23 protein-coding genes, 1 pseudogene and 2 riboswitches are annotated in these 25,050 nt (G+C 36.9%); of the genes and pseudogenes, 19 read left to right on the forward strand and 5 right to left on the reverse strand.

The features are described 5' to 3' along the window. Window positions 1-71: 71 nt before the first annotated feature. Window positions 72-2,219 carry a response regulator gene (locus JM84_RS09940; protein ID WP_158307014.1) on the reverse strand — a complete coding sequence of 716 codons (2,148 nt, stop codon included), beginning with the start codon at window positions 2,217-2,219 and terminating at the stop codon, window positions 72-74. 461 nt (window positions 2,220-2,680) lie between these two features. On the opposite strand from JM84_RS09940, the gene JM84_RS09945 reads away from it, so the two are divergent. From JM84_RS09945 to moeB, 9 genes are all read left to right on the forward strand, one after another. Further along, the gene (locus tag JM84_RS09945) at window positions 2,681-4,153 is read left to right on the forward strand and encodes a sensor histidine kinase (protein ID WP_144784068.1); all 1,473 of its coding nucleotides are present in this window, start codon (window positions 2,681-2,683) and stop codon (window positions 4,151-4,153) included. A gap of 149 nt (window positions 4,154-4,302) precedes the next feature. After that, a riboswitch (TPP riboswitch) is annotated at window positions 4,303-4,397 on the forward strand. 94 nt (window positions 4,398-4,491) lie between these two features. Continuing rightward, the gene (gene thiS / locus JM84_RS09950) at window positions 4,492-4,695 is read left to right on the forward strand and encodes a sulfur carrier protein ThiS (protein WP_144784070.1); all 204 of its coding nucleotides are present in this window, start codon (window positions 4,492-4,494) and stop codon (window positions 4,693-4,695) included. A 55-nt stretch (window positions 4,696-4,750) separates the two neighbouring features. Then, entirely contained in the window at window positions 4,751-6,610 is a 1,860-nt protein-coding gene (thiC, locus tag JM84_RS09955; protein WP_144784073.1) for a phosphomethylpyrimidine synthase ThiC, read from the forward strand. Window positions 6,611-6,717: 107 nt separating this feature from the next. After that, window positions 6,718-7,305, forward strand: coding sequence for a thiamine phosphate synthase (locus JM84_RS09960; protein ID WP_144784075.1), 588 nt, complete (start codon window positions 6,718-6,720; stop codon window positions 7,303-7,305). 198 nt (window positions 7,306-7,503) lie between these two features. Then, entirely contained in the window at window positions 7,504-8,277 is a 774-nt protein-coding gene (locus JM84_RS09965; RefSeq protein ID WP_144784077.1) for a hydroxymethylpyrimidine/phosphomethylpyrimidine kinase, read from the forward strand. After that, complete coding sequence (gene thiE, locus JM84_RS09970; protein WP_144784079.1) at window positions 8,277-8,918, forward strand: thiamine phosphate synthase; 642 nt, start codon at window positions 8,277-8,279, stop codon at window positions 8,916-8,918. The genes JM84_RS09965 and thiE (JM84_RS09970) overlap by 1 nt, the downstream gene beginning before the upstream one ends. A 3-nt stretch (window positions 8,919-8,921) precedes the next feature. Further along, the gene (locus JM84_RS09975; protein WP_144784081.1) at window positions 8,922-9,692 is read left to right on the forward strand and encodes a thiazole synthase; all 771 of its coding nucleotides are present in this window, start codon (window positions 8,922-8,924) and stop codon (window positions 9,690-9,692) included. Window positions 9,693-9,703: 11 nt separating this feature from the next. Further along, window positions 9,704-10,822 carry a 2-iminoacetate synthase ThiH gene (thiH, locus tag JM84_RS09980; protein ID WP_144784083.1) on the forward strand — a complete coding sequence of 373 codons (1,119 nt, stop codon included), beginning with the start codon at window positions 9,704-9,706 and terminating at the stop codon, window positions 10,820-10,822. 1 nt (window position 10,823) lies between these two features. Then, window positions 10,824-11,879 (forward strand): HesA/MoeB/ThiF family protein, encoded by a 1,056-nt coding sequence (gene moeB, locus JM84_RS09985; protein WP_144784085.1) that lies wholly within the window; start codon window positions 10,824-10,826, stop codon window positions 11,877-11,879. A gap of 86 nt (window positions 11,880-11,965) precedes the next feature. On the opposite strand, the gene JM84_RS09990 is transcribed toward moeB, so the two are convergent. Together JM84_RS09990 and JM84_RS09995 are read right to left on the reverse strand one after the other, a co-directional pair. After that, the gene (locus JM84_RS09990; protein WP_144784087.1) at window positions 11,966-12,394 is read right to left on the reverse strand and encodes a peptidylprolyl isomerase; all 429 of its coding nucleotides are present in this window, start codon (window positions 12,392-12,394) and stop codon (window positions 11,966-11,968) included. 329 nt (window positions 12,395-12,723) lie between these two features. Then, window positions 12,724-13,152, reverse strand: coding sequence for a hypothetical protein (locus tag JM84_RS09995; RefSeq protein ID WP_144784089.1), 429 nt, complete (start codon window positions 13,150-13,152; stop codon window positions 12,724-12,726). A 395-nt stretch (window positions 13,153-13,547) separates the two neighbouring features. Continuing rightward, a riboswitch (SAM-I-IV-variant riboswitch) is annotated at window positions 13,548-13,644 on the forward strand. 36 nt (window positions 13,645-13,680) lie between these two features. Between JM84_RS09995 and JM84_RS10000 the strand changes: the two genes are divergently transcribed. From JM84_RS10000 to thiE (JM84_RS10015), 4 genes are all read left to right on the forward strand, one after another. Beyond that, window positions 13,681-15,015 (forward strand): Na+/H+ antiporter NhaC family protein, encoded by a 1,335-nt coding sequence (locus tag JM84_RS10000; protein WP_144784091.1) that lies wholly within the window; start codon window positions 13,681-13,683, stop codon window positions 15,013-15,015. Between the two features lie 256 nt (window positions 15,016-15,271). After that, window positions 15,272-15,946, forward strand: coding sequence for a fasciclin domain-containing protein (locus JM84_RS10005; protein WP_013752126.1), 675 nt, complete (start codon window positions 15,272-15,274; stop codon window positions 15,944-15,946). A gap of 192 nt (window positions 15,947-16,138) precedes the next feature. Beyond that, complete coding sequence (locus JM84_RS10010) at window positions 16,139-16,699, forward strand: DUF4494 domain-containing protein (protein WP_144784093.1); 561 nt, start codon at window positions 16,139-16,141, stop codon at window positions 16,697-16,699. Between the two features lie 172 nt (window positions 16,700-16,871). Next, entirely contained in the window at window positions 16,872-17,513 is a 642-nt protein-coding gene (gene thiE / locus JM84_RS10015) for a thiamine phosphate synthase (protein ID WP_144784095.1), read from the forward strand. A 127-nt stretch (window positions 17,514-17,640) separates the two neighbouring features. Here the strand turns inward: thiE (JM84_RS10015) and JM84_RS10020 are convergent, their stop codons facing one another. Together JM84_RS10020 and JM84_RS10025 are read right to left on the reverse strand one after the other, a co-directional pair. Then, window positions 17,641-17,832: a cold-shock protein gene (locus JM84_RS10020; RefSeq protein WP_013752123.1), complete on the reverse strand. Its 192-nt coding sequence runs from the start codon at window positions 17,830-17,832 to the stop codon at window positions 17,641-17,643. Between the two features lie 61 nt (window positions 17,833-17,893). Continuing rightward, a pseudogene (locus tag JM84_RS10025) lies at window positions 17,894-19,460 on the reverse strand (SDR family NAD(P)-dependent oxidoreductase). Window positions 19,461-19,626: 166 nt separating this feature from the next. Here JM84_RS10025 and JM84_RS10030 point away from each other — a divergent pair. The 6 genes from JM84_RS10030 (at window position 19,627) to JM84_RS10055 (ending at window position 25,036) form a co-directional block, all read left to right on the forward strand. Next, window positions 19,627-20,526, forward strand: a complete 900-nt coding sequence (locus JM84_RS10030) for an EamA family transporter (RefSeq protein WP_144784097.1) — start codon at window positions 19,627-19,629, stop codon at window positions 20,524-20,526. A gap of 243 nt (window positions 20,527-20,769) precedes the next feature. Continuing rightward, the gene (locus tag JM84_RS10035; protein ID WP_144784099.1) at window positions 20,770-21,351 is read left to right on the forward strand and encodes a TetR/AcrR family transcriptional regulator; all 582 of its coding nucleotides are present in this window, start codon (window positions 20,770-20,772) and stop codon (window positions 21,349-21,351) included. Window positions 21,352-21,382: 31 nt separating this feature from the next. After that, window positions 21,383-22,015, forward strand: coding sequence for an NAD(P)H-dependent oxidoreductase (locus tag JM84_RS10040; protein WP_108878821.1), 633 nt, complete (start codon window positions 21,383-21,385; stop codon window positions 22,013-22,015). A gap of 13 nt (window positions 22,016-22,028) precedes the next feature. After that, the gene (locus JM84_RS10045) at window positions 22,029-23,027 is read left to right on the forward strand and encodes an NADP-dependent oxidoreductase (protein WP_186439115.1); all 999 of its coding nucleotides are present in this window, start codon (window positions 22,029-22,031) and stop codon (window positions 23,025-23,027) included. A gap of 33 nt (window positions 23,028-23,060) precedes the next feature. Further along, window positions 23,061-24,221, forward strand: a complete 1,161-nt coding sequence (locus JM84_RS10050) for an iron-containing alcohol dehydrogenase (RefSeq protein ID WP_144784103.1) — start codon at window positions 23,061-23,063, stop codon at window positions 24,219-24,221. Between the two features lie 8 nt (window positions 24,222-24,229). Then, window positions 24,230-25,036 carry a type 1 glutamine amidotransferase domain-containing protein gene (locus tag JM84_RS10055; protein ID WP_186439116.1) on the forward strand — a complete coding sequence of 269 codons (807 nt, stop codon included), beginning with the start codon at window positions 24,230-24,232 and terminating at the stop codon, window positions 25,034-25,036. Window positions 25,037-25,050: the final 14 nt, after the last annotated feature.

Here is a 25,050-nt window from a genome sequence, read left to right on the forward strand (position 1 = left end):
AAAATAGATGTTGATTCCTTAACGGAGAGGAAATGTGGATTCTATGCGGGAGGTTGTGCATTTTTTTAAGTCTAGATAGTATCTGTACAGTGTATATTCTCCTGTATGATAGCCTCAAGCGCTTCTTTGTTGATAGGCTTATTGATAATATCACGTATGCCCACATTGTGGCATCGCTCTTTTACCTCGCTTATTTCTAGAGCTGTTAATGCTATGATGGGTATATCACCATCTTCTGCAGAAATCACTTCTGAGGCTTCAAAGCCGTTCATCACGGGCATATTGAGATCCATTAAGATGAGATCAAAATGGGTGTTGTGGTATTCTTTTATAGCTTCCTTTCCATTTACAGCAACGGTACACTTGTGACCTAGCGTGCTTATTAGTTTTTGAGTTACTAGTTGGTTGATTTTATTGTCCTCAACGACTAGTATGTGTAGGCTTTTAGTTTCAGAAACCATCGGTTGCTCATCAAGCTTATCTGCAACTTCGCATGCTAGGATAAACGAGAATTGCGATCCTACTCCTACTTCACTGGTGACAGATAATTTACTGTCCATAACCTTCATTAAGGACTTAACGATAGGCAATCCAAGACCAATACCGTATGAGGTGTTTTCTTCTGTGTTAGCTTGTTTAAAACTATCAAAAATGACTGCTAGATTTTCTTTTGAGATACCTGTTCCTGTGTCTGAGACTTTAAAAGCGATGTGATCCTTACCTTTTTCTCTTTCAGCTAAATTTACACAGAGCGTTACAGTACCATTTTTTGTGTTTTTAAGCGCATTATCAATGAGTTTTAAAAGAACCTCTGTGAGATTAGTTTCATCTAAGATGTAGTAGCTAGAAATCTCATCTGCAATAGCTAGTTTTAGTTCCGTTTGTTGCTCGTTTGCTAGATAATGTAAGGAGGTAGTAATATTCTCTAAGAGGTTGCCTAAATGAACCTTTGTACGCTTAATCGTAATGTTGTTAGACTCTACTTCATTAATCTTCAATATATTATTTACCACCGATTTTAAATGATCTCCAGAGAATTTTAAAGCATTTAAAAGACCTTTATTTGTCTTAATAATGGAAGGATTTTCTATAAGCATCTCCGTTATACCTACCACTCCATATAAGGGTGTTCTTAAGTCGTGACTAATATTAACTAATAGCTCAGATTTTAATTTATGGGCGTGTTCTGCTTCATTTTTTGCTTGTAATAGGGCTTTATTATTTTTTTCTAGTGCTAAGAATGACAACCGCCTTTTGTGATTATAAAAGATTAAAAAGGCGGTACTTAAAAATAGCAGCGCACTAATACCTCCTATAAAGATAGCGTTAGATTTTAATTGAGACGATTCGGCTTTTTGTTGGAACTCTTTTACTTTAAAATCTGCTTCAACTTGTTCTATTTGGAGATTTTTTATCTCATTAAAATCTAAGTCTTTATAATAGAAATGTTTTCTAAGGCTTTCCAGAGCCGCGTCATATTCTCCTAGCTCTTGGTGTATCTCACTTTTAAAATCATAAATATCTATGAGTCCTCTGATGAGGCTATGCTCCTCTCCTATCTCTAGTGCGTTATTGATAAAGGTGAGCGCGAGTCTATGATCTTCTTTTTGGTTGTGATAAATAGCAAAGTTCAACTGTTGTAAAAGCCCGTAGATTGGGTCTTTTTTGTCAATGAGAGGCAACAACGTATCGGCTTCTAGAATGTAAGGATATGCTTTATCTGGATCTTTAAAATTAAGGTACATGCCCGCTATATTGTAATAGGTATAAAAGGAATGCTCATTTTTGCCTGCCTCTAGTGTGTATACGATAGACTTTTCAAAATAAGCAGCAGCCTCGTCTGCAGTGGTTATATCCATTGAGTATATATTACCGAGACCGTTGAGTGAAGCTACGTTTACGAAGTAATCATCTGTTTTTTTACGGAGTGCGAGGTTATAGTACTTTTTCGCGGAAGCGAAATCTTTTATAGCTTGATAGGTATTTGCCAGACTCACATAAGCCTTTGCCTGTAAGGTTTTATCCTTACCTTGATTTGCATATTGCACGGCTGATGTTGCAAATTTTAATCCATCCTTATAATTCCCGTTTAGGTTTTCCTCCTTAGAAGAGGAAATTAAAATACTCACGCTATCAATATCGCCACTAGCGCTATTTTGAGATACAATAGGCACGCAATAGCAATATACAAGTAGGACTAAAAGTAGCTTGTTTTTCAACTTAAATAACTTTTGGGGCACTAGTAAGATAGCAAAGAATAATTTAAAAGTCACTGGAAAAGAAATTATTACGATAAAATGCACACAAAATAAATAATTGTTACTTCTTTAGTTATAGACGCTTAAATCTACTATTCAGTAGTTATGTGTAAGCTGTTTTTAGTATTGTTAAGAGAAATATACGCTATATAGAGTCGGTATATTTTTTAGAATTCACCAACTAAATTTTCTGTAATTCAGAATTGTTTACTGTAAATTTTAAGTAGACAATTTTCAAAGGAATTGTTTTTTTTACTATATTACAGAGACAACTACTTCATATTTAAGTTATTATAACCCCTAATTGTAATTACATTTTATATAAGTTTTGAGCCTTAGAAACGTAATTAAGAATCTAGATGAAAATCAAGTATTCTTAATTATTGTACTTGTATTATATTCTTAACTAACCACCGCCCCATATGAATAGTTTTGATATTAATTTTTTAATAGTTTCCTCATTTACCGCCATCTTTGGTGTTTTCGGAGTTTATCACTTTGTTTCTTATTTAATTTTAAGGCACAAAATTCTGTGTCACTATTGTATCATTCTTTTTGGACTCACACTACATTGGAGTTGGTCACTTTTTCCAGAAGGATTTCTTCCTGAGGTTATTCAAAAAAATGGATCGCTTATCTCTGCAATGACTACCACCTTTGGATTTTTATTGTTTACAACCAATTATTTAAATATTCATCGCGGCAATCATCCTAAAATATCGCGTAGTTATACTTTTTTAAAATATAGCACAGTTTTAATCCCAATTCTTTTTGTTCTTAATATTCTAACTATCCATATTCCTTGGTTACATAGTTCGCTCGTAATGTCTGCAGCGATTACTGCTTTGCTATCTGTACTTTTGAATATTTTTTCTGGGATTCGTTTATTTAATGAAGAGCGTTTTAATAAATACTATTTGTATGCATATTCCCCGATGCTGCTCTCCTCAGTCATCTATATAAGTGCATGGTTTTTAAAGGAAAACTATGATGTTGATAGGGAGTTTATCGTATTCATTACATCATTACTTATTACACTCCAACTTATTTTATTTTCTATTCTCGTTAGTTATAAGTTTAAGTTTATAGAAAAGTCTAACATGAGGACGCAGGTAGAAACTAATAAAATGCTTGCTCTAGAAGTAGACAAGCAGACGAAAGATCTACAAATTGCAAAGCAAGATGTAGAGAGTAAAAATCGCGAACTTGAATCTGTCAATTCTCTTAAAAACAAGCTGTTTTCTTTGCTTACACATGACGTTAGAGGACCGCTGCATAATATTTCTTTACTGGTCAATCTACTTGAAAACCAAATAGAGGACAATGAATTAAAAGAAATCTCACAAAGTCTTAAAAATGAGTTGGATGAGAGAATTGCCATGGTAAGCGCCTTATTAGACTGGTCATATAATCAGCTAGAAGGAATTAAACTCAATAAAAAGCACTGCGATATTGAAGAAATATTTAATACTATGGCAAAGCAATTTCAACGCCCAGCAAAAGAAAAGGACATAAAGCTATTATTTGAAATTGAAACCCCTACCCTATTTATTGATGAAAATATGTTTAAAGTGGTATTACGTAATTTGATTTCAAACGCCATAAAATTCAGTACAAAGAATCAAAATGTCATATTATCAAGTATGAAAGGGCCTGAGGGTATTGAAATAGGCGTACAAGATTTTGGTGTGGGAATGACAACTAGCTGGCGCAAAAACCTTGTTAAAAATTGTATTCCTAAGACAACTTTAGGCACTAAGGGCGAGCAAGGAACGGGTTTTGGACTACTCATCACAAAAGACTTTGTTGAAATGAATGGAGGCGAACTTTTCTGTACGAGTACACCCAATGAAGGCACCCATTTTGTAATGCGTTTTGCGGTTAGTAATAGCTGATTTACGCTGTGTCTATAAGAGTTTATCAAGTAACTTATTAGTAAGCAGATTGTTTCCTATATCCCTATAAAAACCTACCAACCATAACATAACATTATATTTTTTTACATTTTCTCTCGTCTAGTTGAGAATAATTACTACTTTTAAAGTCTAAACTTTAGGAGTAGCTATTAAATTAGTTTGAGAAAAATCCTTAGAACCTGATTTGGTTAATACCAACGTAGGGAAAAGTTAGAGGTTCTTGCACCACTACGCACTTCCTCTATTTTTAATTCTATCCTTCTCATTCCTTTATCGTTTATATAACCGAAGCACAATGCTTCATAATTGTATTAAACATGATAAACATAAAGGTCAATCAAACCTCGTATCAATTTCCAGCACAGGTCACACTAGACCAGATTCTCACCCAACTCGATATTTCGGTTAGTGGGATTGCTGTGGCTATTAATGAGCGCATTATTACCAGATCACAATGGGTTTCCACCGTTCCTGATGATGGTGATGCGGTTCTTATTATTAAAGCAACACAAGGCGGATAATTGCTGTTTCTAGGTACTTCAAGAGTAGAAAAACATCATTAATTAATCCAGAAAGATGAAAAATAGAGACACTGCGCCTAAGCAAGGCGGCATTACCAGAAATCCATTTCCTAATTCAAAAAAAATCTACGTAAACGGTAAGATTCACCCACAGATTAAAGTGGCTATGCGTGAGATTGCGCTTAGTGATACTGTGGACTCAATGACCAAAAGGAAAACGCCAAACGAGCCAGTAACGGTGTATGATACCTCTGGTCCATACACAGATCCAAACAAAGAAATTGATATACACAGCGGTTTAGAACGCATACGTGAGTCGTGGATTTTGGAGCGCAATAATGTAGAACAATTAGACAGCTACTCCTCTACCTATTGCAACGAGCGTCTTAATAATAAAAGCCTAGACCATATGCGTTTCAAGCTTTTAAAGAAACCTTTGCGTGCAAAAAAAGGTGAAAATGTCACGCAGCTGCATTATGCAAAACAAGGAATCATCACTCCAGAAATGGAGTATATCGCTATTCGCGAAAATCAGCGTATCGATGAGATGACGGAGATTAGAAAGCAACATAAAGGAGAACATTTTGGTGCATCTATTCCTGATAAAATCACGCCAGAATTTGTACGCTCGGAAGTTGCAAGAGGTCGCGCCGTAATCCCATCAAACATCAACCACCCAGAAGCAGAGCCTATGATTTTAGGACGTAATTTCTTGGTGAAGATCAATGCAAATATTGGAAACTCTGCAGTTACCTCGTCCATTGAGGAAGAAGTAGAAAAAGCAGTATGGGCATGCCGCTGGGGAGCAGATAATATCATGGATTTATCTACGGGTGAAAACATACATGAAACACGCGAGTGGATCATACGTAACTCCCCTGTTCCCGTGGGAACAGTTCCTATTTACCAAGCCTTAGAAAAAGTAAATGGCGTTGCCGAAGATCTTACGTGGGAGATTTTTAAGGACACCTTAATTGAGCAAGCAGAGCAAGGCGTAGATTATTTTACCATACACGCCGGTGTGCTATTGCGTTATGTGCCTATGACCGCAAATCGCGTGACGGGTATCGTCTCTCGTGGCGGATCTATCATGGCAAAGTGGTGTCTTGCACACCATAAAGAGAGCTTTTTATACACCCATTTTGAAGATATCTGTGAGATTTTAAAGCAATATGACGTTGCCTTTTCTTTAGGTGACGGTTTACGCCCAGGATCTGTAGCAGATGCAAATGACGAGGCACAATTTGCCGAGCTAGAAACACTAGGCGAACTTACAAAAATCGCTCGTAAGCATGATGTGCAGTGCTTTATAGAAGGTCCTGGTCACGTACCGATGCACATGATTAAGGAAAATATGGAGAAGCAAATCGAGCTTTGCGATGAAGCTCCATTTTACACTTTAGGGCCGCTTACCACAGATATTGCGCCTGGATATGACCATATTACCTCTGGAATTGGTGCTGCCATGATAGGCTGGTATGGTTGTGCGATGTTGTGCTACGTTACTCCAAAAGAACACCTAGGATTACCTAATAAAGAAGACGTGCGCGTTGGTGTGGTTACTTACAAACTAGCTGCCCATGCTGCAGATTTGGCCAAAGGTCACCCAGGTTCACAACATCGAGATAATGCGCTGAGTATGGCGCGTTTTGAATTTCGCTGGGAAGACCAGTTCAATCTTGGGCTCGATCCAGAGCGCGCTCGTGAGTATCACGATGAAACCTTACCAGCTGCTGGAGCAAAAGTGGCTCACTTCTGCTCCATGTGCGGACCAAAATTTTGCTCCATGAAAATTTCTCAGGAAGTAAGAGATTTTGCTGCTGTAAATGACATAGTTGATAACGAAGTCATCCAAAAAGGAATGGAAGAAAAGTCTAAAGAATTTAAAGCCAAAGGTTCCGAAGTATATCTGTAAAAAGATGTGGGAGTTCCCACGCTGCAAAAGCGTGGGCAGGCTTTCCACTACAATCTTTTGCCAGAAAAAGGCAAAAGGATTTTCATTTCAATCCTTAACTCAAAAACATGATCATCGTACTATCACCAGAATATGATATCCCTAATGAAGTAGAAATACTACACCAGTTATTTAAACAAGGATTAGCATGTTATCATTTACGAAAGCCACATAAAAGTTATAAGGAATATAGCGCCTATATACAGCAGATAGATACGGTATTTCATGACAGGGTTGTAGTGCACGATCATCATAGGATAATCAACGAATTCAATCTCAAAGGAATCCATTTTAAGGAACAACATCGCATGGATCACATAGATAATCCTGGTAAGTATTTTAAAGGATTAAACATGTTCGGAAAAACGATAAGCTCTTCCTTTCATGATTTGCAAGCTCTAGAAGACTGCTATTTTGAATTCGATTATCACTTTTTGAGTCCTGTGTTTGATTCCATTTCAAAGGAAGGCTACAAAGCCCGTGGCTTTGATGTAAATAACAGTGATAAAACAATCATAGCCCTAGGCGGTATTTGTCCAGAAAATGTAGCACAAGTCAATGAACTAGGATATAATGGAATCGCTGTGTTGGGAAGTATTTGGAAAACAGAAAATCCGCTACAGAGTTTTAAAAAAATAAAATCAGCATTTGGATAGCCTATGTCAAAACAATAAACAGTTTGCGTTAAAGATTGAGCGGTTAGACTGCGCTCACCTCAGGCTATATGTCTGAGCTCTTTTTATGAATATTTCATTCATAAAAAAGTGAGTAGCGAAAGCCTGACCTGAAAGGGAACGCCCACATAAAAAGCAGAAGAAAACAAGGAACGTCCAAATAAAACCAGTAAAATAATATTGAAAACGAACAACTACATACTAACCATTGCAGGCCTAGACCCATCAAGTGGCGCAGGAATCACTTCAGATATTAAAACCTTTGAATCGCACCAACTATACGGTTTATCAGTGTGTACCGCAGTTACGGTTCAAAATGACATCGATTTTAAAGAATGCGTGTGGATGGACAAAGCTGTGATTATTTCACAAATAGAAACGCTTTTTGAGCGATTTGAAATCTCCGTAGTGAAGATTGGGGTTATACAGTCATGGGAAGTGCTGTCGCTTGTTTTGGATAGCTTACATATGCTTAATCCTGAGATAAAAATCATTATAGATCCCATCATAAAAGCGAGTGCTGGTTTTGATTTTCATAGCCTCGAGCATCATGATATTTTGGATAAAATATGGTCACAATGCTATATAGTTACGCCTAATTATGATGAGATCCAACTGCTATATCCAGACCTCAGTATGGAAGAAACGATAGAACACATAAGCAGCTTGACCAATATTCACTTAAAAGGTGGACATAGAAAGGATAAAACAGGCTGGGACGTCCTTTACCACAGTAAAACCGTTGTAAAAAATATTACTCCTAAGGTAGAAAAGGTGTTACAAAAACATGGAAGTGGTTGTGTGCTTTCGGCCGCGCTGGCAAGTAATATGCTGTTAGGGCAAAACATAGAAGAGGCTTCAATAAACGCAAAATATTATACCGAGACCTTTTTAAACTCAACCGATAGCTTACTGGGACAACACTGTTATCCAACAATAAAAATTAAATTGTAATGATACCAAAACTACATTATATCTCTCAGGGCAAAACGCCAGAAGTGCATCTTGATAACATAGAGAATGCTTGCACGCATGGAGCAACACTGGTGCAACTTCGCTTAAAAAATGTCTCTTTAGATCAGGTACTAATTACAGCAAAAGAAGCGCGAGCAATAACCGCACAATACCGTACAAAACTCATCATCAATGATCACTATGAGATAGCAAAAGAAGCAAAAGCAGATGGTGTGCACTTAGGAAAAACCGACTCCTGCCCTACTGTCGCTAGAGCGTATTTATACTCTTGGCAAATTATAGGAGGTACTGCAAATACGCTAGAAGACTGTGTATCATTGATAAACAAAGGAGTAGATTACATAGGTCTTGGGCCGTTACGTTTTACATCTACCAAGAAGAATTTAAGCCCAATTTTAGGTTTTAACGGTTATCGTCTCATTACAGATGAATTAAAAACTAAAACTCCCATTATCGCAATCGGAGGAATCACTTTAAGCGACGTAACAAATCTACTGGAAACAGGTATTCATGGCATCGCTGTATCTGGCGAAATCACCAATGACTTTACAAAGATAGATGCGTTCCAGCAATCCCTAGGAGCATCATTAATAGAAGAACAACGCCATACATTTAAATAATATATGAACGATATTTTAAGAATAGCTGATAAGGAATTCAGCTCACGATTATTTACTGGAACGGGAAAATTTAGCGCAGATCATTTAATGACAGAGGCTTTGACAGCCTCTGAAAGCGAACTAATAACCGTTGCTCTAAAGCGTGTAGATGTTGGAAATGAAGAGGATACTATGCTGCAAAGCATTATGCGTCCTCATGTGAATATACTACCTAACACCTCTGGAGTAAGAACTGCAACAGAAGCCGTTTTTGCAGCGCAGCTAGCACGTGAGGCACTAGAGACTAATTGGATTAAACTAGAAATTCACCCCGATCCCAAATACCTTTTACCAGATCCTATAGAAACCCTCAATGCCGCCGAAGAACTAGTAAAATTAGGTTTTGTAGTGATGCCATACATACACGCAGATCCTGTGTTATGTAAAAGGCTGGAAGATGTGGGCACACAATGTGTGATGCCTTTAGGAGCACCCATAGGCACTAATAAAGGAATAAAAACGGTAGACTTTCTAGAAATTATCATTGAGCAAAGTAATGTACCTGTAATTGTAGATGCCGGTATTGGTAGTCCGTCGCATGCGGCTTATGCTATGGAGTTAGGAGCTGATGCTGTCTTAGTGAACACAGCCATCGCAGTGTCTAAAAATCCTGTAGCTATGGCAAAAGCATTTAAAATGGCAGTACAGGCTGGTCGCATGGCTTACAATGCAAAACTAGCTCCGGTAAAAACATATGCAGAAGCTAGCAGCCCGCTCACTTCTTTTCTTAATTAAAACAACTAGTTATGTCTTTTAAAAGCACTTTTGACACCTATGATTGGGATACTGTAGAAAAAGAAATCTATAGCTACACAGCACAAGATGTACGGCATGCTCTTGATAAGGAAAAAATCGATTTAGAAGATTTTAAAGCACTTATATCTCCTGCTGGAAAGGGTTTTCTAGAAGAAATGGCACAACGTAGTCATGCGCTTACTAAGAAGCGATTTGGTAATACCATCCAGATGTATATCCCGATGTATCTGTCTAATGAGTGTCAAAACATATGTACGTACTGCGGTTTTAGTATGACTAATAAAATCCCTCGTAGAACACTCAATGATGAAGAGATCCTAAAAGAGGTTGCATTTCTAAAGTCTAAAGGATATGATCACATATTACTGGTTACCGGAGAAGCAAATAAGACTGTTGGTGTTTCTTATCTAAAGCATGCTATTGAACTCATCAGAGAACATTTTTCAAATATAAGTATCGAAGTACAGCCACTGGATCAAGAGGAATATGAACAGCTCGTTAGTGCTGGTTTATATGCTGTGTTGGTATATCAAGAAACGTATCACGAAGCAACGTATAAAACACATCACCCTAAGGGGAGAAAATCAAACTTCGATTATCGCTTAGATACACCTGATAGACTGGGTAAAGCTGGCATTCACAAGATAGGTATTGGTGCTTTATTTGGTCTAGAAGATTGGCGCGTAGATAGTTTTTATACAGCATTACATCTAAAATATTTACAAAAAACCTATTGGCAAACTAAGTACTCTATCTCCTTCCCCAGATTAAGACCGCATCAAGGAGAAGTACAACCTAAGGTTGAAATGACAGACGCAGATCTGGTGCAGCTTATTTGTGCTTATCGTTTGCTAGATGAAGATGTGGAGTTATCTATGTCTACAAGAGAAAGTGAATGCTTTAGAAATAACATAATAAGTCTAGGGATAACGTCAATAAGTGCACAATCTAAAACAAACCCTGGAGGCTACGTCGTGGATCCACAATCATTAGAACAATTTGAAATTTCAGACGAAAGAGATACTGATGAAATCAAACAAATGATTGAATCTAAAGGATACCAAGCGGTTTGGAAAGATTGGGATAAAAGTTATTTTAAAACTGTGTAAAATGGATCTAACCACTTCAGAAAAACAACAATATAGCAGACACCTCAATCTAGAAGAAATAGGATTAGAAGGTCAATTGAAAATCAAAAAAGCAAGCGTTTTAGTTATTGGTGCAGGTGGCCTAGGCTGCCCAGTATTACAATACCTTACTGCTGCAGGTGTTGGTAGCATTGGAATCATAGATAATGATGTGGTGGAGCAATCCAATTTACAACGTCAAATATTGTATAATCATGATGATATTGGGAGTAATAAAGCCATATCAGCTACAAGGCGCTTAGAAAAACTCAATCCTTATATTAAATTTGAAACATACCCAATGCGTCTTACTAGAGATAATGCGCTAGAGCTCTTTGCAAACTATGATATCATTGTGGATGGTTCTGATAATTTTGCTACGCGATATTTAGTAAATGATGCTGCTGTATTAAAAAATAAACCTGTCGTGCTGGGTTCTATTTATAAATTTGAAGGGCAGCTGGCTGTTTATAATTACAACAGTGGTCCTACCTACCGATGTTTATACCCAACACCTCCTAAACAGAATGAAATGCCTAATTGCTCTGAAGCAGGCGTTCTAGGCGCACTAGCAGGAATTATAGGTGCATTACAAGCCAATGAAGTATTAAAAATCATCTGTGGAATAGGTGAAGTTCTTTCTGGAAAATTGCTCACCTATAACATGTTAAGCATGGAACAAATGATTTTGGGATTTGATAAGGATACTAGTATCATAGTCAGTCGTCTTGAAGATGAGTACGAGTTACAATGTGAGTTTTCTGTAGACAATATGGGTATTACAATAGATGAGATTAATAAACATCCAGACAAATACAATCTCCTAGACGTGAGAGAGCATCATGAGAGAGCAGTACATCATATAGGAGGTCAACATATTCCTTTAGGCGAACTGCAGAATAGAGCACATGAAGTATTGCAAACTAAAGATCTGGTTGTGTATTGTAAAGCTGGTGTACGTAGTAAAAAAGCTATCAAATTATTGCAAGAAGAAGACTTTGACTGCAGGCTTTTATATTTAACGGGAACTGTTTTGTAGTTTATTGCTGAACAACCTTAATTCTATACAAAAAGAAAACGCCTTAGCATAGCTAAGGCGTTTTATATACTTAATATTAAGTCGTCTTATGCAATCTCTAAAAGCTCAAGTTCAAACTCTAAAGTTTGTCCTGCTAGTGGGTGGTTTGCATCTACAATGATATGATCTTCATTTACTTCAGATACACGTAACTGTTGCTCAGAACCATCAGGTCTAGAAGCTACTAATATAACACCTACTTCTGGTTTGATTTCTTCAGGTAATTGCGTTTTCGGTACTGTTTGAAATAACTCTTGCTGTACGTCACCGTACGCTTCTTCCTTAGTTATAGTAACCGTTTTCTTCTCGTTAACCGCCATATCTATTAAAGCATTCTCAAATCCTGGGATAAGTTGGCCTTTGCCAAGTTCTACCTGCAAAGGTTCTCTTTGTAAAGAGCTATCAAACACCTGTCCATCTTCTAATTTTCCTGTGTAGTGTACTGTTACTACATCATTTCCTTTTACTTTACTCATAATTACTTGTTTTTAATCGAATTATAATTTACAAAACTACAAGAAGAAAATCGGCTTACGAAGGAATCCACCAATGAATCTGGATACTGTAAAAGCTTGTACTGTGATGTGTACTTTTACGATGATTCATAATAACCAATATTATCTCAAAAAATAAAGGCCTGACACCCCTGCCAGACCTTTATAAGCTCAAAAATCGTGAGCCCCTCTCACGATTTTGATTCAATTGAATTGTGCGCAAAACTACTTCTAATCTCAGAGAAGCATGAACGCTATTCAATAAGAAGCTAGTGCTATTGATAATCTTTTGACCAGTAGTAAATAGATTATTATACTTTGTAAAAATTACTTATTTCATATTGAGCCAACTTAGGAATAGCGGCGGTAAATACTTTAATCTCCCAGTGGCTTAAGTGCGGCATCATATTCATAGGATGCTCAAAGAATATCGTATTATCTGCTGTTGTAAACGTAGCAGACGGAATAATATAAAAGGCTCTTGGATTATCTTCTATGACTGTCACTAGACCTATAAAACGGTGTCCTGCAACCTGTCCATAATCAAGCTTTTGTATTTTAATATTTTCCTCATCTTCTACTTGGATAGAACGTAGTTGTAGCTCGCTTGTTTTACCCGTAGGTGCTGTGATGAGAAAGTCAAGGCCTGCTACTCTATTAGTATCTGGCGCAATGGTAAAACCAGCTTTCGAGAGTTCCCTCGTGACAAAATCTAGTAGTTGTAATGTGTCGTTTTTCATAATGGGGTGCAAAGATAATTATTTCTTTAAAAAAGTAGGATTACATAACCACTATAACGATGTACTAAAAAGGTAAAGAAAATGTACTTCTAGATGGATGTTACGCTTTCGCGAAAGCGTTAAAAAACTTAAAACGCACATAAAAAACTAATTATACAGGTCAACTATATCATAAATAAAGGATTGATGAGTCTATTATAAAAATAAATGGGTTCTCGTGTAATGTAAGTGGGATGATATCGTCAAAGTACAAATCGTTTAAAGTAATATCAATCTTATAAATGACTGTATGCAAGTACAAATTATACTTCCAGCTATTTAATTACATAAATATTGAAAAATTAACCTTTTTTAAGTTTTAGAATATTATTTGAACACTAGTTTTGCACCCTTAAATTATTTATCAAGAATCTCAATTAGGAGATAGCAACCTGCAATAACGAGCAAGGTGCTAAATAGATAAGCCAATTAGTTGGAAACAATGTTAACTCAGACTTCTATCTAAATTGCTATTATCTCCTTGCAAGAATGAAGAAGAACATGACACAGACTACACAAATTACCCCAAAATTTTCAGCCCTAGTTCCGCTATTTGTATTTGTAATTACATTTTTAGGAGTTGGTATTTATCAAGATGACTTCTATGCGCTGCCTGCCCCTATGGCGGTTATTGCAGGAATCATCGTGGCCTTTATAATGTTTAAACAGACTATAAATGCTAAGATTGACATCTTACTTAAAGGTTGTGGTGATGACAAAATTTTAACCATGTGCCTTATTTATTTACTGGCTGGGGCATTTGCCGCAATTACTAATGCTACAGGGAGTGTGGATGCGATTGTAAACATAGGCTTAGATTATATTGCGATACAATATATCTACGTAGGTATTTTTGTCATTGCTGGGTTTTTATCGGTTTCTACAGGGACATCTGTGGGTGCAATTGTCGCGCTAGCACCCATTGTGGTAGGTTTTGCAGATAAAAGTAGTGCAGACCTTGCCATACTTTGTGGTGCCTTGCTAGGTGGTAGTATGTTTGGTGATAACCTCTCCGTAATTTCAGATACTACGATAGCTGCGACCCAATCTCTGGGTACAAAAATGAGTGATAAATTCAAGCAAAATATAAAAATTGCTGTTCCCGCAGCGCTCATTACTATTGCTATTTTGATTTTTCAAGGAGTAGATCTCACAACAGATGTAACAGAGACCGTTGTTTATGAATATGATGTAATTAAAATTGCACCTTATGTCCTTGTCATTATTCTCTCTGTCATAGGACTCAACGTTTTTGTAACGCTTCTTGTAGGTGTACTTGCAGCAGCATTGTTAGGTATTATTTATGGTGATTTTACGATTATAGAGTCTACAAAGATTGCTTATACAGGTTTTACAAATATGACGGAGATTTTCTTATTGTCACTACTTACCGGTGGTCTTGCTGCTCTTGTGGCTAGTAATGGCGGGATTGAGTTTATATTAGTGAATATCAAAAAACTTATCAAAAGTAAAAAAACGGCACAATTAGGCATTGCTGCGTTAGTGAGCACTATTAATATGGCAATTGCAAATAACACGGTATCTATTATTGTTGCTGGTCCTATTGCAAAAACCATTAATGATGAATATGCCTTAGACAATAAGAAAACAGCTTCCATTCTAGATATTTTTGCATGTATCTTTCAGGGCTTACTTCCTTATGGAGCGCAGGTTTTAATGATTCTAAGTTTTTCAAAAGGTAATATCAATTACTTAGATCTTGTAGGTAATACTTGGTATTTACTATTGCTGTTTGTAGTTACCATCTTATATATCATCTTTAGAAGTGATACAAAAAAGCACGCTTTCGCGAAAGCTGCATAAGTACATCGCAAAGCACAATTTGAGCACTACGAACGTGTTGTATTCATATAAAAAAAAAATCCAAAAGCGGAAAAAGAGATACTCCAAACAAAACTTTTTTTTAGCCAAATTGCCTCTTTTCTTATATAAATTGGCAATTCATAAGAATTTAGGGCTTTATTGTTAAACCTATCCCAAAATCAAACCCTACTGAGAACCGTACGGGAAGTTGCTGCGTTATATATGTAAATCTAAATAACACAAACACTAAACAATTATGAAAACAGTAAACGTATTATCAATGGCACTTTGTGCAGGACTTTTATCACTAGCTTCATGTGAAGGCTCAAAAAATGTTGGTAAAGAGGAAGTATCAAACCAAAAAGAAATGATGGATGATAAAATGTCTGAAGGTAAGGACATGATGGACGATACAATGTCTGAGGGTGAAGACATGATGGATGAAATGACAGTAATGGTAGGTGGAGCAGCAATGTATCCTTCTAAAAACATAATAGAGAACGCAGTAAACTCAAAAGACCATACAACACTAGTTGCGGCAGTAAAAGCTGCAGGTCTTGTAGAGACTTTACAAGGTGAAGGACCATTTACAGTTTTTGCCCCAACAAATGCTGCTTTTGAAAAACTTCCAGAAGGAACGGTTGCAACTTTACTTAAGCCAGAAAGTAAAACTGCTTTACAAGGTGTACTTACATACCATGTAGTTGCAGGAAAATATGATGCAGCGGCTATTATGAGCGAGATCAAAAAGAATAATGGTACAGCAACCTTTACTACTGTAAACGGTGGGAAATTAATGGCTTCTGTAAAAGGATCGTCTGTAGTTCTTATGGATCAAAACGGAAACAGCTCTACAGTAACTATTGCAGATGTAAACCAGTCTAATGGTGTAATACACGTAGTAGATACCGTAGTTTTACCAGCTAAATAATTTTAAAATACCCAATTTTAAAAGCGTCACTGTACATTGCAGATGGCGCTTTTTTTTGTTTTAATTACTAGTAATTCTCTCGTATATAAAGTGCTAGCTTCACACTTTTGAGATTGTGAATATCTATTGTCGTTTTTTACTTTTTCGCCTTGAGCTAACCCCTATTTTTGGCAATCTTAAAATAAAAGATATATGAGTGCAACTTGGTATGAGTGCAAAGTAAAGTATAGAAAATTTGATGAAGCATCAGGAACTCAAAAGGTAAAAACAGAGCCTTTTCTTGTAGATGCTATTTCTTACACAGAAGCAGAAAGTAGAATAACACAAGAAATGACAGCTTACTTAAGTGATAGCGAAGAAATCAAAATCACAAACATAAAAGTAGCAAACTACGCAGAGATTCACCCATTTGAAAATTCTGATAGATGGTTTAAATCTCGTGTCTCACTCATCGCTTATGATGAGGAAAGCGGCAAAGAACGTAAGACTAATCAATACTTGCTTGTACAAGGAAATGATGTAAAAGAAGCCTTTGATAACACTGTTGTCACTATGAAAGACACGATGGGAGAATATACAATTCCAGCAGTTTCTGAGTCGCCTATTATGGATGTATTCCCATACTTTTCTGGTGAGGAAGATGATCTAGAGCGTCTAGAGGAGTTTACTAGAATTAAAGATTCTGTTCCTGTAGATTATAGCGAGAATAAGGAGCAAGCCATGGCAGACTCACTTACTACCGAAGAAGAATAAACCAGTCGATCTTACGTAAGATCTACGATAAAGAGGCTGTTTATATACTTATAAGCAGCCTTTTGTTTTTAATAACACATGCCCTTCATAACTACGGTAAGACCCACGCGGGATGAGTATCTTTGCTAGATTACTAAATAACCGTTTTACGTAGTTATTAAATAAGAAGATTATGATTCCAAAACTTCATTACATATCGAAAGGAAGCTCACTCAAAGAGCACATAGAACATATACAAAAAGCATGTAATGCCGGAGCTGAGCTCGTGCAACTCCGTGTAAAAGACTGTTCTCAAAAAAAACTGCTTGCCATTGCACAAGAAGCTAGAGAGATTACCGCTCATTTCCAGACACGGTTAATTATTAATGATGATTATAAAATTGCAAAAGAGGTAAAAGCAGATGGAGTGCACCTAGGAAGCGCAGATGCCTGCCCTATAACTGCTAGAAAACACTTATACACTTGGCAAATTATAGGAGGTACCGCACATACTTTACAAGATTGTGAGGCACTAATTGAGAAGCAAGTGGATTATATTAGTCTAGGACCTTACAGCACTACTACTACAAAAGAAACCACAGCGAAAACACTAGGAACTTCTGATTATAAAGCAATCATTGACGAGCTAGCTACCACTACTCCTATGCTGGCTGTAGGAGGCATCACCCTTAATGACGTCAAAAACATTTTGGAAACGGGTATCGATGGTATTGCAGTTTCTCAAGCAATTACAACAGATTTTAATAGCATTCGCTTGTTTAATGAGCTGCTGGGAGCATCTTCTACACAAGAACAGCGTCATAGTTTTGAATAAAAAAGCGTTGCTTATATAAATGATGATTGGTTTTGATTGCGCTTTCGCGAAAGCGTGAAAAAGATTATAAACAAAAAGCCCATCTAATTTAATAGATGGGCTTTTATTAAAACTTGAAGTATATGTATTAGATAACTCTTACGTTTACTGCGTTTAATCCTTTGTTACCTTCTTTAAGTTCAAATTCAACTTGATCACCTTCGCGAATCTCGTCGATTAACCCTGAAATGTGTACAAAGTGGTCTTTTTCAACACCTTCTTCTGTAATAAAACCAAATCCTTTAGTGTCGTTGAAAAATTTTACTGTTCCGTTATTCATAATATAATGTATTTAATAATTGTGATTATTTTTTATCACGGAGCAAAAGTACAACTAAAGATTACCAATCTATAGGAAAATAGTCTTTTAAAAATTTTCCAGACCAATGTTTACCTGTATTAATTCCATCAATAAGTGGATCCATCACCCTAGCAGCGCCATCTACGATGTCTAATGGTGGTTGAAAATCATGTACTTCTACTTTCTTTTTTGATAGCTCTGCAGGGTCCTCATCTGTCACCCATCCCGTATCTACGGCATTCATATAAATTCCAGACTTTGCAAATGTGGCAGAAGAAGTATGTGTAAGCATGTTTAATGCAGCCTTTGCCATATTGGTATGCGGGTGTCTATCCTCCTTTTTAAAACGGTGAAATTTACCTTCCATAGCAGACACGTTAATGATATGCTTCTGTCCAGTATTTTCTTTCATCATGAGATTAGACAGACGGTTACACAATACAAAAGGCGCCACGGCATTAACTAGCTGTACCTCTACCATCTCAGTAGTTTCTATCTCACCTAGTTTTAAACGCCAGCTATTAATTAGTCTTACGTAGATCTACTTGTTGTAAATCTGCATCCAGTTTTCCTTCTGGAAAGACTTCGCTAGTTTGTAACGAATTATCAAAACTATAAGGAATCTGAGAAAGCTCTGCCGAGTTGCGTAGTCCTATTCCTGGCTCAGGTCCATGCCAGGTAACCGGCAAGACATTATTTTTACTAGTTTTTGCAGTACTCACGCTTAAATCTGATAACTCCTGCAAGCAGGTAATGTGATCTTGTAAGAGTGGCTGTGCGAGCTTAGGAAGTTGATCTACTGGTAGTTTTTCATTTTCCATTAAGTGGAAATAAAAACCAGATGGCCTACGCACCGTTTGTGCCGCATTATTAATTAGTATATCTAGCCTATCGTACTTCTGCTCTATATAATTACAAAATATCTCTACACTTGGTATATGACGTAAATCCAGTCCATGAATGTGTAAGCGGTCGCTCCAGTCACCATAATCTTCTTCCTTTGCATATCGTATAGCGCTATCTGCTGGAAAACGTGTGGTTGCTACCACCGTCGCACCAGAGCGTAATAACATGAGGGTTATATGGTATCCTATTTTTAATCTTGAGCCTGTTATTACAGCTACTTGCCCGTTTAAATCGGCTGTTTGAAAGCGTTTTGCATAATTCAGATCACCACATGAAGTACACATGGTGTCATAAAAGTGGTGCAGCTTTGTATACACTGTTTCACACACGTAGCAATTTCTTGGAGACTCAAGTTCTGGAGTGTCTTCTGGAATTGCAGCTGCGCCAAGTAACTTAGGTGCTACAAAAAGCGAAGCTTCTCTAGCAGAGCGTATTCCTGTAGTTTTACGAGCGTGCTTATCTCTAGTAATCATCTTACGTTTGGCAGCCTTCTTGGCGTCTTTCCTCCTACGCTGAAACTCATCTCGATTAGGACGAGATAACATTCCTGAAGCTTTGAGAAGCTCTGTACGCTGTTCTTCTGGAAGCTCAAAAAGCTGATTTGTATCGGCTACTAGTTGCTGCAATGTATTAATACATGCATCAATTTCTTGTTGAGAGAGACTTTTATCTTGGGTGTTTTTACTTTGATCTTCGGGCATAATGAACTGCAATCATATTTTTTGCAAAGGTAATTATACTGCGTTTTATGAAGATGATAAATACTCGTATTCTTCTTGAGATATATTTGAATTACGCTTTCGCGAAAGCTTTGAGAATCCTCAATACTACGCACTTTAAAATCTCACAAAAAAGTATATTCGCGCCATGTGGATGTATTTAGGCTTACTGGCCGCACTTTTTCTGGGATTACACAACTTAGCAAAGAAACATGCTGTACAAGGTAACGAGGTGTTACCAGTATTGTTAGGAACACTATGTGCAGGATTTGTATTAATACTGCCATTTTTTATAGGTTCAAGGTTTTTTCCAGAATACACTCGAGAAATAGGGTTTTACATCACTCCTATTCCGTGGAAAACGCATGGTTTTATCATAATCAAATCCATGATTATGACTGCCTCATGGATTCTAGCATATCAAGCCTTAAAGCACTTACCTATCACCATAGTCACTCCTATACGATCTGCTGGACCGTTTTTTACATTTTTAGGAGCAATATTTATTTATAGAGAACAACCTAATGCACTACAATGGGTGGGTTTCTTTGTGATTATTCTATCAGTAATTCTGTATGCAAATATTGGTAAGAAAGAAGGGATTCACTTTAGAAAGAATAAGTGGATTTTTGCCATTATAGGTGCTACTTTCCTAGGAGCCTCCAGCGGATTGTACGACAAGTTCTTAATTCAGAATCTGGTGCTTAATCCGCAAACGTTGCAGTTTTGGTTTTGTTGGTATACTATTTTGATGTTACTAGTAATACTCTCAATTACATGGTTTCCTAAAGCCGAAAAAAGAAGTGCATTTACCTTTAGGTGGACGATTATTGCCGTAGGTATCTTGTTACAAACCGCCGATTATTTTTACTTCAAAGCACTGCAGGATCCAGATGCGCTTATCATGTTACTCTCTGCAATAAAACGTAGCCAACTTATAATAGCAGTAGTTATTGGTGGATTAGTGTTCAAGGAAAAGAATAAGCGCAAGAAATTGGTTCCGCTCGCAGGTATATTAATTGGGGTCTTCCTCATTTTATATTCTTAGTAAGCTGCCGTTCGCCATAACTAACTTATAATATTCCATAGATAATTTTTCATCATAAATAATTTGTATCCTTTTTACGCTTTCGCGAAAGCGTAACATCCCACCTACTCGCCTTCCTGATTATTCAACGTGCTTTAGGTAAAACATGAATATTATTTCACTTGCAGCTATCAAATTAAATGTTTGTTAAAAAAGAATGAACGTTCATTTTTGACACTACCTTTGCAGCAGCAATTAAATAACATGGCAAAACTTCAAAAAAGTATAGATAAACGTAATGCGCTTGTAAAAGCGACCATAGAGCTTGTAAACAATAATGGTTTTCACGCTACACCTATGAGTAAAATTGCCAAAATGGCAAGCGTTTCTCCTGCCACTATCTATCTCTATTTTGAAAATAAACAAGACCTTGTTAATAAAACTTATATAGAAGTTAAGGCTTCTTATACAGAGTATGCATTTGCATCTTATGATGCTTCGCTCCCAGTAGAGTCAGGTTTTGAGTACATCTGGAAACGTATTGCAGATTTTAAATTAAAGGAATGTGAGAAAGCAATGTTTCTTGCACAGTGTGATAACACTCCTATGATTGATGAGGAAAGTAGACAAGAAGGAATAAAACACTTACAACCTCTACTCGACTTATGGGAACGTGGTAAAAAAGAAGGAATTATTAAACCATTATCCGATTTTATATTATACGCATATGCTATTAATCCGCTTTCATTTTTAATGATGACTCAAAAGCGAGGAGCATTTCAATTAGACAAAACTCACTTGGAAGAAGCTTATCAATCTGCCTGGAGTAGCATTAAAGTATGTTAATAAAAACAACAAGAAACCAAATAATTAAAACATGGAATTACTAGATAAATTAAACTGGAGATATGCCGCAAAGGCAATGAATGGAGAAAAAGTAGCCGAAGATAAAATTGAAAGAATTTTAGAAGCTACAAGACTTGCTCCTACTTCAAGCGGACTACAACCTTTTGAGGTTATGGTGATTAAAAATCAAGATATAAAAGAACAAATAAGACCTGTAGCTTGGAATCAGTCTGTAATTACAGATTGCTCACACTTATTAGTCTTTGCAGCTTGGGACACTTATACACCAGAAAGAATTAACTATATGTTTGATCTTACTAATGATATAAGAGGATTTAAAAATGAAGGTTGGGAAAACTACCGCCAAATGTTACTAGACTCTTACCCACAAAAGGATGAGCAAGAAAACTTTGAACACGCTGCAAGACAAGCATATATTGCATTTTCGCACGCAATTATAGCTGCTGCTTATGAGAAAGTAGATGCAACCCCGCTAGAAGGTTTTGATGCTACTGAGGTTGATAAAATTTTAGGCTTACGCGAAAAAGGATTACGTAGTGCGGTACTACTTCCTTTAGGCTACAGAAAAGAAGATGAAGACTGGCTAGTAAATCTTGTGAAGGTGAGAAAACCTATGGAAGATATGGTAACTGTAATTGACTAAAAAATAGATAGCGATGACTAAAAGTATATTATTAAAAAGTAGACCAGAAGGAACACCATCTTTATCAAATTTTGAATTTGTTACAGATGAGTCAGCGCTTACTGCTGGTAAGGGTGAAATCTTGTTAGAGGCAGCATATGTTTCTGTAGATCCCTATTTAAGAGGTAGGATGAGTGATGCAAAGTCATACATTGCACCCTTTGAAATAGGTAAACCTATACACTCTGGTGTAGTTGCAAAAGTAACAGCATCTAAAAATGACGCTTTTAAGGAAGGTGATTATGTTTCTGGAATGCTAGATTGGGCAACTGCTCAAGTGCACACAGGAGAAGGACTTCTTAAAGTAGATCCATCAAAAGCATCGCTAAGTGCGTACTTAGGTATTTTAGGAATGACTGGACTTACAGCTTTTCTAGGTTTACATGAAATAGGAAAACCTGTAGCAGGAGAAACGCTCGTAGTTTCTGGTGCAGCCGGGGCTGTAGGTAGCGTTGTAGGACAGATTGGAAAGATTTTAGGATTACGCGTAGTAGGTATTGCGGGAACTGATGAGAAGGTTACAATGCTCAAAGAAAAATTTGGCTTTGATGCAGCTATCAACTACAATACTACAGATGATATGGCGGCAGCAATAAAAACTGCAGCGCCAGATGGTGTAGATGTTTACTTTGATAATGTAGGTGGACCCATCTCTGACGCAGTGCTCGTAAATATTAATCGCTTTGCAAGAATGATTATTTGTGGAGCTATCTCTGTGTACAACAATACAGAAATACCAATGAGTATGAGTGTACAGCCATTTTTAGTTAAAAATAGCGCACTAATGCAAGGCTTTATTGTCTCAAACTATGCAGAGAAATTTCCTGAGGCTATGAAACAACTGGCTACTTGGTTATCTGAAGGTAAACTGACTTACACGGAAACAGTAGTAGAAGGTTTTGAGAACATCCCAACAGCTTTTATTGATTTATTTGAAGGTAAAAACAAAGGGAAGATGGTCGTAAAGATCTAAGAAATATTGAAAGAAAAAGAAAAAAAAAGTACGATGAACAATTTTGAATTTAAGAATCCGACTAAAGTCATCTTTGGAAAGGATACGATTGCAAAGCTAAGTGAAGAGATTCCTGCAGATGCCAAGGTGCTATTATTATATGGTGGCGGAAGTATCAAGAAGAATGGAATATACGACCAAGTAAAAACAGCGCTATCAGATGTAGATGTTACTGAGTTTGGAGGTATACCTGCAAATCCTGAGTATGCAGTACTTATGGAAGCGTTAGAGGTAATTAAAGACAAAGAAATTACATATTTACTTGCTGTAGGTGGAGGTTCTGTAATTGATGGAACTAAGTTCTTATCGGCAGCGGCTCTTTATGATGGAGATACGCCATGGGATATTCTTACACAGAATATTAAAACTGAGAAAGGAATGCCTTTTGGAACGGTATTAACACTACCAGCTACAGGATCTGAGATGAACTCAGGATCTGTAATTACGAGAAAGGAAACGCAAGAGAAGCTTGCTATGGGAGGTCCAGGATTATTTCCAGTATTTTCTATTTTAGATCCGCAGGTCATTACTTCTATTCCAGAACGCCAGCTAGCAAATGGTCTTACAGACGCATTTACTCATGTTCTTGAGCAATATATGACGTACCCTATAGGTGCGCGTTTACAAGATCGTTTTGCCGAGAGTATCTTACAAACACTTATTGAAGTGGCTCCTACGGTTATTAAAGACCCATCAGATTACAAAGCCGCAGCAGATTTCATGTGGAGTTGTACTATGGCTCTTAATGGATTAATCCAAAAAGGAGTTCCTACAGACTGGGCAGTACATGCCATTGGTCATGAACTTACAGCAATGTTTGGTATAGATCACGCACGCACGCTAGCAGTTATTGCTCCTAGTCACTATAAATTCAATTTTGAAGCTAAGAAAGAGAAATTGGCTCAATATGCAGAACGTGTATGGAATGTAACAGAAGGTAGTATAGATGACAAAGCTTATGCTGCTATCGAAAAGACAGAGGCTTTCTTCAAAGAATTAGGAATAGATACTAAGCTCTCAGATTACACAGGAGATTACGAAGGAACTGCTGAGAAAATTTCTAAGCGATTTACAGATCGTGGATGGGAAGGATTAGGAGAACACCAATCACTAACTCCAGATAATGTGGAGAAAATAGTCAAAATGGCTTACTAATAACAATTATGAAGATTATACAATCACTAGCACTTGTGCTAACTATTATCACAGCAACAAGCTGTAAGGAATCAAACACTAAAACAACTTCTGAAAAAGTTTCGGAAGTAACAACAGAAATTAAAAAAGAAAAAGAAATGAACGTTTTATTTGTATTAACATCACACGACCAATTAGGAGACACTGGAAAGAAAACAGGATTTTGGGTAGAAGAATTTGCTGCGCCATATTACTCGTTACTTGACAAAGGTGTAAACATTACAATCGCAACTCCAAAGGGAGGAGCTGCACCTATAGATCCAAGTAGTGACTCTCCAGACGCTGCAACAGAAGCTACAGAGCGTTTTGACAAAGACGAAACTGCAAAAAACCTTATCGCAAACACAAAAGTACTTGCAGATATGAATGCAGACGATTTTGACGCTGTATTTTACCCAGGAGGTCACGGACCATTATGGGATCTTGCAAATGACGCAAAGTCAATCGCACTTATTGAAAAATTTAATAGTCAAGAAAAGCCAGTTGCTTTCGTATGTCACGCTCCAGCTGCATTAAAAGATGTAAAAGGAACTGATGGAAACCCATTAGTACAAGGGAAAAAAGTAACAGGATTTACTAACACTGAAGAAGAGGCTGTACAACTTACTGAGGTAGTACCTTTCTTAGTAGAAGACATGCTAACTAAAAACGGTGGTCTCTATTCTAAAAAAGAAGATTGGGCTGCATATGCAATCCAAGATGGAAACCTTATTACAGGTCAAAACCCAGCTTCATCAGAACTAGTAGCAGATAAACTATTAGAGAGCATCAAGTAATTGATTTCATTCTA

The sequence above is a fragment of the Dokdonia sp. Hel_I_63 genome, from assembly GCF_007827285.1.
GTDB lineage: Bacteria > Bacteroidota > Bacteroidia > Flavobacteriales > Flavobacteriaceae > Dokdonia.

Coding starts and splice junctions, on each gene's coding strand:
- JM84_RS09945 (WP_144784068.1), top strand. CDS start 2,681: ATGAATAGTTTTGATATTAATTTTTTAATAGTTTCCTCATTTACCGCC.
- thiS (WP_144784070.1), top strand. CDS start 4,492: ATGATAAACATAAAGGTCAATCAAACCTCGTATCAATTTCCAGCACAG.
- thiC (WP_144784073.1), top strand. CDS start 4,751: ATGAAAAATAGAGACACTGCGCCTAAGCAAGGCGGCATTACCAGAAAT.
- JM84_RS09960 (WP_144784075.1), top strand. CDS start 6,718: ATGATCATCGTACTATCACCAGAATATGATATCCCTAATGAAGTAGAA.
- thiE (WP_144784079.1), top strand. CDS start 8,277: ATGATACCAAAACTACATTATATCTCTCAGGGCAAAACGCCAGAAGTG.
- JM84_RS09975 (WP_144784081.1), top strand. CDS start 8,922: ATGAACGATATTTTAAGAATAGCTGATAAGGAATTCAGCTCACGATTA.
- thiH (WP_144784083.1), top strand. CDS start 9,704: ATGTCTTTTAAAAGCACTTTTGACACCTATGATTGGGATACTGTAGAA.
- moeB (WP_144784085.1), top strand. CDS start 10,824: ATGGATCTAACCACTTCAGAAAAACAACAATATAGCAGACACCTCAAT.
- JM84_RS09990 (WP_144784087.1), bottom strand. CDS start 12,394: ATGAGTAAAGTAAAAGGAAATGATGTAGTAACAGTACACTACACAGGA.
- JM84_RS09995 (WP_144784089.1), bottom strand. CDS start 13,152: ATGAAAAACGACACATTACAACTACTAGATTTTGTCACGAGGGAACTC.
- JM84_RS10000 (WP_144784091.1), top strand. CDS start 13,681: ATGAAGAAGAACATGACACAGACTACACAAATTACCCCAAAATTTTCA.
- JM84_RS10005 (WP_013752126.1), top strand. CDS start 15,272: ATGAAAACAGTAAACGTATTATCAATGGCACTTTGTGCAGGACTTTTA.
- JM84_RS10010 (WP_144784093.1), top strand. CDS start 16,139: ATGAGTGCAACTTGGTATGAGTGCAAAGTAAAGTATAGAAAATTTGAT.
- thiE (WP_144784095.1), top strand. CDS start 16,872: ATGATTCCAAAACTTCATTACATATCGAAAGGAAGCTCACTCAAAGAG.
- JM84_RS10020 (WP_013752123.1), bottom strand. CDS start 17,832: ATGAATAACGGAACAGTAAAATTTTTCAACGACACTAAAGGATTTGGT.
- JM84_RS10030 (WP_144784097.1), top strand. CDS start 19,627: ATGTGGATGTATTTAGGCTTACTGGCCGCACTTTTTCTGGGATTACAC.
- JM84_RS10035 (WP_144784099.1), top strand. CDS start 20,770: ATGGCAAAACTTCAAAAAAGTATAGATAAACGTAATGCGCTTGTAAAA.
- JM84_RS10040 (WP_108878821.1), top strand. CDS start 21,383: ATGGAATTACTAGATAAATTAAACTGGAGATATGCCGCAAAGGCAATG.
- JM84_RS10045 (WP_186439115.1), top strand. CDS start 22,029: ATGACTAAAAGTATATTATTAAAAAGTAGACCAGAAGGAACACCATCT.
- JM84_RS10050 (WP_144784103.1), top strand. CDS start 23,061: ATGAACAATTTTGAATTTAAGAATCCGACTAAAGTCATCTTTGGAAAG.
- JM84_RS10055 (WP_186439116.1), top strand. CDS start 24,230: ATGAAGATTATACAATCACTAGCACTTGTGCTAACTATTATCACAGCA.